The sequence below is a fragment of the Streptomyces bohaiensis genome, from assembly GCF_012033785.1.
In the GTDB taxonomy this organism is placed as follows: domain Bacteria; phylum Actinomycetota; class Actinomycetes; order Streptomycetales; family Streptomycetaceae; genus Streptomyces; species Streptomyces bohaiensis.
In genome coordinates, this window is sequence record NZ_JAAVJC010000175.1 from 1 (window position 1) to 9975 (window position 9975).

Sequence of the window (9975 nt, forward strand, 5' to 3'; positions counted from 1 at the left end):
CGTCGAGGCCGATCGCCTCGGCGTCGGCGGCGGGCGCCGGGTCGCCGGTGGCACGGGCGGCGGCGGTCCAGCGGCCCAGCTCGCGGCAGCGCTCGGCGGCCTCGTGCAGCCGCTCCTCGCTGAGGCGTCCCTCCCGCACGGCGCGGACGAGGGCGTCCCGCAGGCCGAGGACCTGGCCCTCGTCCCAGGCGGTGCCGCCGATGCAGATGGCGTCGGCGCCCGCGGCGATGGCCATGACGCTGCCGCCGTCGATGCCGTGGGTGGCGGCGACGGCCTCCATCTCCATGCCGTCGGTGTAGATCAGGCCGTCGAAGCCGAGGCCGCCCTCGGCGACCGGGGCACGCAGCAGGCCGTGCAGGACGGCGGGGCTGAGCGTCCCCGGCAGGTCGGGGTCGAGCGCGGGCAGCAGCAGGTGGGCGCTCATGACGCAGCGGGTGCCGGCGGCGACCGCGGCACGGAAGGGCACCAGCTCGCGCCGCTGGAGGGTCTCCAGGTCGACGCCGATGCGTGGCAGCGCGAGGTGGGAGTCGACGTCGGTGTCGCCGTGCCCGGGGAAGTGCTTGACGCAGGCGGCGACGCCGGCGGCCTGCATTCCCTCGACGAAGGCGACGGTGTGGCGGGCGACCAGGTCGGGGTCGTCACCGAAGGAGCGGGTGCCGATGACCGGGTTGTCCGGGTTGTTGTTGACGTCGGCCGAGGGTGCCCAGTTGACGGTCACGCCGCAGGCGGCGAGCCGACGGCCCATCTCGCCGGCGACCGCCCGGGTGAGCCCGGTGTCGTCGGCGGCGCCGAGGGCGTGGGCGCCGGGGAAGGAGGAGCCGTCGGCGACCTCCAGCCGGGTGACGTCACCGCCCTCCTCGTCCACGGCGACCAGAGCGTGGGGGTTGGCCGCCAGCAGCTGCCCGTTGAGGCGGGTGAGCTGCTCGGCGGAGACGACGTTGCGGCCGAAGAGGCCGACGCCGGACATGCCGTTCTCCAGCAGCCGCAGCAGCCAGGCCGGGGCGGTGTCGGTGCCGTCGAAGGCGGGCTGGAGGACGGTCAGCGCGTCGCGGGAGAGGCTGTCCGAGGGGCTCGCGGCGGTCATGCGGGCATCAACCCTTCACGGCACCGGCGGACATGCCGCCGGTGACCCGTCGCTGGAGGATCAGGAACAGGATGAGCACGGGGAGCGTGACGAGCGTGGACGCCGCCATCGTGGCTCCCCAGTCGTTGCCGAACTGGGTCTGGAAGGACGCCAGCCACAGCGGAAGGGTGGACGCCTCCGGGGACTTGTTGAGGACGAGCACCATCGCGAACTCGTTCCAGGCCATGATGAAGCCGAAGATCGAGGTGGCCATCAGCCCGGGTGCGAGCAGCGGGAAGATCACCCGGAAGAACGCCTGGGTGCGGGTGCAGCCGTCGATCATGGCCGCCTCCTCCAGCTCCTTCGGCACCGCGGCGATGAAGCCGCGCAGCGTCCAGATCGTGAACGGCAGCGCCATGACGAAGTAGATGAGCATCAGCGTGAAGATGCTGTTGAGCATCTCCAGGTCGCGCGCGTTGAGGTACATCACGATGATGAGGACCTCCCACGGCGCCATCTGGGCCATCATCACCACCAGCACCATGGCGCGGCGGCCGCGGAACTGCATGCGGGCGATGGCGAAGCCGGCGGCGAGCGCCACCAGCAGCGCGAGGGCGACGGCGCCGAGGGTGACGACGAGGCTGTTGACGACGTAGGTCCAGAACAGGTCCACGCCCATGGCCCGCGAGTAGTTCTCGAAGGTGGGGACGAAGAAGAAGACCGGGTCCTTGGTGAGGATGTCGCCGCGCTCCTTGAAGGAGCTGGCGAGCATCCAGTACACGGGGAAGATGAAGACGGCGGAGAGCAGGAGCGCCACGACGTTGGGCCAGATCTGCCCGAAGCGCTTGGCCCGCAGCGCGCGGGCGGCCGCCGCCTCGCCGCCGCCCCGGCCGGAACGGGTGGTCCCCGCGACAGTCTGGCGGACGGGGTCGCCGGCCGGGGGCGCGCCGCCGGGGCCCGCGACGTTGACGTCGCCGATCCGGTCGGTGAGCTTGTCGGGGGTCATGACTGCTCCTTCTCCTGCTTGAGGATCAGGCGGAAATAGAACGACATCGCGACGACCAGGATCAGCAGCGTCACGACCGAGATCGCCGCGGCGATGCCGTACTGCTGCTGGCCCATGCCCGCGACGTAGGCCATGACGGGCAGGGTCTCCGAGGCGCGGTTGGGTCCGCCGCCGTTGAGGGCGTAGATCTGGGCGAACGCCTTGAAGACCCAGATGATCTCCAGGAACGTGGTGATCAGGAAGAACGGCTTCATGATCGGCAGCACGATCGACCAGAAGATGCGCCAGGCGCTGGCGCCGTCCATGCGGGCCGCCTCGTAGATCTCGCCGCTGACGGTGGTGAGCCCGGCGTAGAGGTTGAGGGCGACGAACGGGACGGAGGTCCAGACGATCAGCAGCGTGGCGATGGTGAGGGTGGACAGCCCGGAGTCGAACCAGTTGTGCTGGTCGTAGCCGGAGAAGCCGAGGGTGCGCATCAACCAGTTGACCAGGCCGAACTGGGTGTCGAAGATCCACCGGAAGACGGTGGTGCTCGGGATGATGGGCATGGCCCAGGCGAGCACCAGCGAGATGGACAGCACCAGCCGCATCCGCTTGCCCAGCCGCAGCAGCAGCAGGCCGCAGAGGGTGCCGATCACCATGATCAGCACGACGTTGGCGGCCATGAAGACGAAGGTCCGCACCAGGGTCGACCAGAACCGGTCGTTGGTCAGCACCTCGACGTAGTTGTCGAGGCCGGCCCACTCGGTGGTGCGGGAGATCAGCTGGCGGCGGCCGAACTCCTGGAGGGAGATCAGCACGTTGCGGAAGAGCGTGCCGCCCAGGACGAGGCCGAGCGCGATCACCGCCGGCGCGATCAGAAGGTAGGGCAGGAGCCGGGTCAGTGCCCGCCCCTGTTCCCGTTGGCGGTCTGGTGCTGCCACCACGTCCGGTGTCTTGGCGCTCATCGGCGTCTTCCTCGGGATGTCTGGCTCGGGGCCGCGACGGGTCCGGCCGCCTGGCGGCGGGCGGGCGACGGGTCGGTCGGCGCGGCCGACCCGTCGCCGGCGGTCAGTCGCGGTTGATGCGTTCGGTGAGTTCGGCGTCGGCGGTGCCGGCGGCGCTCTCGTGGGCCTCGCCGTCGAGGACGGCGGTCATCATTTCCTTGATCGGGTTGGGCACGACCTCGACGTTGGCCCAGCCCGGGGCGAGGGGGAAGAACTCGCCGTACGCGGCGGTCTCGCCCATGACCTCCAGGAAGGAGCCCTCCTCGGTCTCCCCGAGCGCGGCCTCCTGGTTGGGGAGCATCGGGGTGGCCTCGGCGAACTTGGTCATCCACTCGGCGGAGGTGGCCATCGTGAGCCACTCGACGGCCATGTCCTTGTTGCCGGCGCGTTCCGCGACGGCCAGGTTGGAACCGCCGAGGAAGACGCTGCCGAGGGTGTCGGCGGTCTTGCCGGGGATCGGGAAGTAGCCGTAGTCGACGTCGCGGCCCTCCTCGGCCAGCGCGTCGAGGGCGGCCTCGGCCTGCCAGGGCAGACCGATCCAGGTGGCGACCTCGCTCTGCGGGATGACCTCGGTGGCCTGCTGGGGGGTGGCCTCGTCGTTGTCGGTCGGCGAGTCGGAGAACGACTGGAGCTGGCTGTAGAACTCCATGGCGGCCTCGACCTCGGGGCTGTCGAGCGTCCCGACCCAGCCGTCGCCGTCCTCGACGGCGAAGTCGCCGCCCTCGTCCCAGACGAAGCCGGCGAAGACGTAGAAGTTCTGCCCCGGCATGTAGATGGGCTCGTAGTCGGTGTTGTCCTCGATGAGCTGGAGGGCCTCGACCCACTCGTCCCGCGTGGTGGGGACCTCGGCTCCGGCCTCCTCCCACATCGCCTTGTCGTAGATCACCGCGCGGTTGGCGGTGTACCACGGGGCGGCGTGGAGCCGGCCGTCGAACTCGGCGGTGGCCAGCGTGCTCTCGTACCAGGCGTCGTAGCCGAGCTGGTCCTTGAGGTCGGTGAGGTCGGCCAGGCCGGAGGTGGCGGCGAACGCCGGGGTCTGGGTGTTGCCGACCTCCAGCACGTCGACCGTGCCGTCCTCGGAGAGGGCGGTGGTCACCCGCTCCTGGATGCCGTTCCACTCCTGGAGCTCGACGTTGACCTCGACGCCGTGCTCCTCCTCGAACGCCGCGTTGAGTTCGTCGAGCCACGGCTCCGGCGCGGAACCGGTCATCAGCCAGACGGTGAGGGTGTCGGAGGAACCCTCACCGCCGGTGCCACAGGCCGCGACGGAGGCGGTCATCGCCGCCACGGTCGCGGCTGCCATCAGCTTGCGCTTCACGGTCACCCTCCCAGGGTGGCCACCCGTCCACCGCGGGTGGCGGGCAGCCTGCTCGGTACCAAGTGGTGTAGACCACTACACGGGGAAGACTGGGCAGTTCTGATCGGAGTGTCAAGGGAGTCCTCGACGGGACGCGGGTTCCGTTATGGGAACGACACGGGCGTTTCACCTGCGGCAACGCGGAGGGCGGAGCGCAGAGGGCTCGCGCGGCGCGGTCGCGGCGGGGAGTCGTGGGGCCCGCGGGGTCGCGGGCGCCGGCCCGCGGCGCCACCGGTGGACCGGGGCGCCGCGGGCGGCAGCGGATCAGTCGCGGTTGATCCGGTCCGTGATCTCGGCGTCGGCGGTCTCGGCCGCGTCCGCGTGGTCCTCACCGTTCAGAACGGCGGTCATCATTTCCTTGATCGGGTTCGGCAGAACCTCGACGTTCGCCCACCCGGTGACCAGCGGGGGGAAGTTGCCGTAGTCGGCAGCCTGGCCCATGACCTCGACGAAGGAGCCCTCCTCCGCCTCGGGCAGCGCGGCCTCCTGGTTGGGGAGCATGGGGGTGGCCTCGGCGAACTTGGTCATCCACTCGGCGGAGGTGGCCATCGTGAGCCACTCGACACCCATGTCCTTGTTGCCGCCGCGCTCGGCGACAGCCAGGTTGGAGCCGCCCAGGAAGACACTGCCGGGCGCGTCGGCGGTCTTGCCGGGGATCGGGAAGTAGCCCAGGTTGGCGTCGCGACCGGCCTCGGTCAGCGCGTCGATGGCACCGTCGGCCTCCCAGGGCAGCCCGATCCAGGTGGCGACCTCGCCCTGCGGGATGACCTCGGTGGCCTGCTGCGGGCTGGCCTCGTCGTTGTCGGTGGGCGAGTCCGAGAAGGACTGCAGCTCCTGGTAGTAGGCCATGGCGGCCTCACCCTCGGGGGTGTTCAGCCCGCCGACCCAGCCGTCGCCGTCCTCGACGGCGAAGTCGCCGCCCTCGTCCCACAGGAAGCCGCCGAGCACGTAGTAGCTCTGGCCCGGGAGGTAGATCGGCTCGGCGTCGGTGTTGTCCTCGATGAGCTGGAGGGCCTCGACGAACTCCTCACGCGTGGTGGGGACCTCGGCACCGGCATCCTCCCACACGTCCTTGTCGTAGATCACCGCGCGGTTGGCGGTGTACCACGGGGCGGCGTAGAGCTGGCCGTCGAGCTCGGCGGTGGCGATCGGACCCTGGAACCAGTCGTCGTACCCAAGGTCGCCCTTGAGGTCGGTGAGGTCGGCCAGACCGGTGGTGGCGGCGAAGGCGGGGGTCTGGGTGTTCCCCAGCTCCAGCACGTCGACCGTGCCGTCCTCCGACAGGGCGGTGGTGACCCGCTCCTGGATGCCGTTCCACTCCTGGATCTCGACGTTGACCTCGACGCCGTGCTCCTCCTCGAACGCCGCGTTGAGCTCGTCGAGCCACGCGTCGGGAGCGGAGCCGGTCATCAGCCAGACGGTGATGGCGTCGTCGGAACCGCCCCCGCCGCCGTTGGAGGAGCCACCGTCGTCGCCGGTACCGCACGCGGCAACCGATGCGGCCATCGCCGCGACGCCTATGGCCGCAATCAGCTTGCGCTTCACGTAACCCTCCTAGGGGGCAAGGCCGGACCCCTTGCGCCTGGTCACGGGACGGCCTTTAGTGGTGTAGTCAAGAGGTTTAGACCAGTTGACCTGAAGCGTGGACTAGACCACTTTGGGAAGTCAAGTGGCGTACCCCGCACCGAAGGTGTCCGTTATCGGACCGACACCTGCACCCGACAGGGACACCGGTCCGGGCCGTGCCACCATGTGGGCCGTGAAATTTCGGAGGTAGCCGGTGACAGCACAGAAGGACCCCGGGACACGCGGCTCCGGGGGCGCCCGGGGGCCGTACGCCTCCGCGGGAAGGCTCGGCGCGAGCGTACCGGGCACCGACTCCGCCGACCGCACCAGGACCGCGCGGGTACCAAAGTACTACCGACTCAAACGGCACCTGCAACAGATGACCGAAACCATGCCGCCCGGCACCCCGGTGCCCCCGGAGCGGACCCTCGCCGCGGAGTTCGACACCTCCCGCACCACGGTCCGGCAGGCGCTCCAGGAGCTGGTCGTCGAGGGGCGCCTGGAACGCGTGCAGGGCAAGGGCACCTTCGTCGCCAAGCCGAAGGTCTCCCAGGCGCTGCAGCTGACCTCCTACACCGAGGACATGCGGGCGCAGGGGCTGGAGCCCACCTCGCAACTGCTGGAGATCGGCTACATCACCGCCGACGACCGGCTCGGCACCCTGCTCGACATCCCGGCGGGCGGTCGGGTGCTGCGCATCGAGCGGCTGCGGCTCGCCAGCGGCGAGCCGATGGCCATCGAGACCACCCACCTCTCGCAGGCCCGCTTCCCCGCGCTGCGGCGCAGCCTGGTGCGGTACACCTCCCTCTACGCGGCGCTGGCGGAGGTCTACGACGTGCATCTCGCACTGGCCGAGGAGACCATCGAGACCTCGCTGGCCACCCCCCGCGAGGCGGGGCTGCTGGGCACGGACGTCGGCCTGCCGATGCTCATGCTGTCGCGCCACTCGCGCGACTCCGACGGGGAGCCGGTGGAGTGGGTCCGCTCCGTCTACCGGGGCGACCGGTACAAGTTCGTCGCCAACCTGGAGCGCCCGCCGCGCTGACCCCTCCCCGCCCCGGCCGGCTTCCCACCGGCCGGGGCGGGCTCGGGCACGGACGGGTGCCGCCGACGCCATCCGGCCACCCGCGGCGCCCGCTCCGGCGTCCCAGCGCCCGGTCGACGCGGCTCGCGGACGGCCGGGAATCGCGGTCGGCGGCGTCGCGCCCCGGCCACCCGGCCCCGTCCCCCGACCGTTCGGCGCACGGGAGGACCGTTCGGCGCCCGCCCGGCGCACGGATCGCGCGGATTTCCAGAAGTGCGTCCCGACCATGGCCCCGGCCGCCGCCCCGGGCCTAGATTCCGCCCTGAAGCGTCCCCGGTGGACCGGGCGCGGGGCGGTGGCGAGCCGCGCACCCCCGCCACCCCCGCCGCACGGCCCGGCCGGGAGTCGCCCACGTCCGTCAGTGCGACAGGCAGGGAACGGGTCAATCTCATGCTTCAACAGGTACGCATCACATCGGTGGCGATCTGGACCGCGGTCGCGCTGGTCAGCGCGCTCGCCTGGTCCGTGCTCGCCCTGTCGCGGGGTGAGGAGGTCTCGGCGGCGTGGTTGGTGGCCGCCGCGCTCGGCTCCTACGCCATCGCCTACCGCTTCTACTCGAAGTTCATCGCCTACCGCGCGCTGCGGGTGGACCGTACCCGGGCCACCCCCGCGGAGCGTCTCAACGACGGGGTGGACTACCACCCCACCGACCGCCGGGTGCTGCTCGGCCACCACTTCGCGTCGATCTCCGGGGCGGGGCCGCTGGTCGGTCCGGTGCTCGCGGCACAGATGGGGTACCTGCCGGGCACCATCTGGATCATCGCCGGCGTCATCTTCGCCGGGGCGGTCCAGGACATGGTCGTCATGTTCTTCTCCGCGCGGCGCGACGGCAGGTCCCTCGGCTCGATGATCCGCGACGAGATCGGCCCGGTCGGCGGCATCGCGGCACTGGTCGCCGTCTTCGCGATCCTGATCATCCTGCTGGGCGTGCTCGCCCTGGTGGTCCTCAACGCGTTGGCGGAGTCCCCCTGGGGGACGTTCTCCACCGCGATGACGATGCCGGTCGCGGTCTTCATGGGTCTGTACCTGCGGTACCTGCGGCCGGGGCGCGTCGCCGAGGTGACCGCCATCGGTATCGCGCTGCTGCTGTTCTCGATCGTGGCCGGCCGGTGGGTGGCCGAGTCGTCCTGGGCGGAGTTCTTCACCCTCTCCCCGCAGGCGCTGGTGGGGTGGCTGGTCGCCTACGGCTTCGTCGCGTCGGTGCTGCCGGTGTGGCTGCTGCTCGCCCCGCGCGACTACCTGTCGACCTTCCTCAAGATCGGCACGATCGGGCTGCTCTTCGTGGGTGTGCTGATCGCCAACCCGACGCTGCAGATGGACGCGGTCACCGAGTTCGCCTCGCGCGGGGACGGCCCGGTCTTCGCGGGGTCGCTGTTCCCCTTCGTCTTCATCACCATCGCCTGCGGCGCGCTCTCCGGATTCCACGCGCTGGTGGCCTCGGGCACGACGCCGAAGATGGTGCAGAAGGAACCCCAGGTGAGGCCGATCGGCTACGGCGGCATGCTGATGGAGTCCTCGGTCGCGGTGCTCGCCATCATCGCCGCCTGCGTGCTGGATCCGGCCGTCTACCTCTCCATGAACGCCCCGCCCTCGGTCATCGGCGACACCTTCCAGAGCGCGGCGGAGACGATCAGCGGCCTCGGCTACGTGATCACCCCCGAGCAACTGCAGGCCGTGGCCGCGTCGGTGGAGGCGGACTCCCTGCTGTCGAAGACCGGCGGCGCACCGACCTTCGCCCTGGGCGTCGCGGTCATCTTCGCCGAGTTCCTCGGCGGCGAGTCCGCGATGGCCTTCTGGTATCACTTCGCGATCATGTTCGAGGTCCTGTTCATCCTCACCACGATCGACTCCGGCACCAGGATCGGCCGCTTCATGCTCCAGGAGGTCGCCGGCAAGGCATACCCGCGCTTCCGGGACCACCACTGGAAGCCCGGCGTCCTGCTCACCAGCGGTGTCGTGGCGGGTCTGTGGGGCTACTTCCTGTGGGTCGGCGTCAACGACCCGCTGGGCGGCATCCGTTCGCTGTTCCCGGTCTTCGGCATCTCCAACCAGTTGCTGGCCGCCATCGCGCTGACCATCTGCACCACGCTGATGATCAAGGCGGGCCGGGTGAAGTACGTGTGGGTCACCGCGGTGCCGCTGTTCTGGGTCACGCTGGTGACGCTGGTCGCCAGTTGGCAGAAGGTCTTCTCCGCCGACCCGGACATCGGCTTCTTCGCCCAGCGCGCGCTCTACCGTGACGCGATCGCCGCCGGGGAGTCCCTGGGTGGCCAGACCGAGGACCAGATGCGGACCGTCGTCACCAACGCGACCGTCAACGGCGTCATCTCGGCGGTCTTCGCGATCCTGGTCGTCATCATCATCGTGGACGCCTCCCGGGTGTGCGTCCAGGCGTTGCGCCACCCGGACCGGGTGGTCAACCACGAGACGCCGCACGTCACCTCGCGCATCATCGCCCCCGACGGCATACTCGCCACCAAGGCGGAGCGCGCGGAGCTGGCGGCGGCCGGCCTCCCCTCGACCGGCGGTGTCCCCGGCGAGTTCGGCGACGCACCGGGCGGCGCACCGGACCCCGCGGACGGCGGCACCGGAGCACACGGACGCGACCGCGACGCGGACGAGGGGAGCGCACGATGAGGAAGGCCCTGGCCGGCGTCCGGTGGTACGTCGGCGAGCTGCTCGGCGAGATCACCGGCGACAACGCCTACCGCCGCTACTGCGAACGCGCCCGGCAGCAGGACCCGGGGGCACAGGTGCTCGACCGCGGGGCGTTCGAGCGCCGTCGCGCCGAGGAGCGCGGGGCGCGGCCCAACGGCGGCGCGCGCTGCTGCTGACCGACGGGCGCGCCGGCGCCGGCCGGTGAGCCGGGTCGGCACGGGGCCCGGCGGCGGTCGCGTCACGGTAGAGCGCGCG

The 9975-nt window shown here is 70.9% G+C and carries 8 protein-coding genes; 3 read left to right on the forward strand and 5 right to left on the reverse strand.

Features of this window, described 5'->3' with window-relative positions; translation table 11 throughout:
- The 5 genes from HCN52_RS17240 to HCN52_RS17260 all read right to left on the reverse strand — a co-directional run.
- On the reverse strand, nucleotides 1–1084 hold a 1084-nt coding region (locus tag HCN52_RS17240; protein ID WP_168089348.1), incomplete at its 3' end, for a glycoside hydrolase family 3 protein.
- Nucleotides 1085–1091: 7 nt separating this feature from the next.
- Nucleotides 1092–1919: a carbohydrate ABC transporter permease gene (locus HCN52_RS17245; RefSeq protein ID WP_168089354.1), complete on the reverse strand. Its 828-nt coding sequence runs from the start codon at nucleotides 1917–1919 to the stop codon at nucleotides 1092–1094.
- Between the two features lie 146 nt (nucleotides 1920–2065).
- The gene (locus HCN52_RS17250; RefSeq protein WP_168089349.1) at nucleotides 2066–3016 is read right to left on the reverse strand and encodes a carbohydrate ABC transporter permease; all 951 of its coding nucleotides are present in this window, start codon (nucleotides 3014–3016) and stop codon (nucleotides 2066–2068) included.
- Between the two features lie 103 nt (nucleotides 3017–3119).
- Nucleotides 3120–4379, reverse strand: a complete 1260-nt coding sequence (locus tag HCN52_RS17255) for an extracellular solute-binding protein (RefSeq protein WP_312876742.1) — start codon at nucleotides 4377–4379, stop codon at nucleotides 3120–3122.
- A gap of 297 nt (nucleotides 4380–4676) precedes the next feature.
- Nucleotides 4677–5957, reverse strand: coding sequence for an extracellular solute-binding protein (locus tag HCN52_RS17260; RefSeq protein WP_168089350.1), 1281 nt, complete (start codon nucleotides 5955–5957; stop codon nucleotides 4677–4679).
- Between the two features lie 235 nt (nucleotides 5958–6192).
- Here HCN52_RS17260 and HCN52_RS17265 point away from each other — a divergent pair, with 235 nt between their 5' ends.
- The 3 genes from HCN52_RS17265 (at nucleotide 6193) to HCN52_RS17275 (ending at nucleotide 9896) form a co-directional block, all read left to right on the forward strand.
- On the forward strand, nucleotides 6193–7023 hold the full coding sequence (locus tag HCN52_RS17265; RefSeq protein WP_168089351.1) for a GntR family transcriptional regulator: 831 nt from the start codon (nucleotides 6193–6195) through the stop codon (nucleotides 7021–7023).
- Nucleotides 7024–7452: 429 nt separating this feature from the next.
- Nucleotides 7453–9699, forward strand: a complete 2247-nt coding sequence (locus HCN52_RS17270) for a carbon starvation CstA family protein (protein ID WP_168089352.1) — start codon at nucleotides 7453–7455, stop codon at nucleotides 9697–9699.
- Complete coding sequence (locus HCN52_RS17275; protein WP_168089353.1) at nucleotides 9696–9896, forward strand: CstA-like transporter-associated (seleno)protein; 201 nt, start codon at nucleotides 9696–9698, stop codon at nucleotides 9894–9896. The genes HCN52_RS17270 and HCN52_RS17275 overlap by 4 nt, the downstream gene beginning before the upstream one ends.
- The last annotated feature ends 79 nt before the right edge of the window (nucleotides 9897–9975 follow it).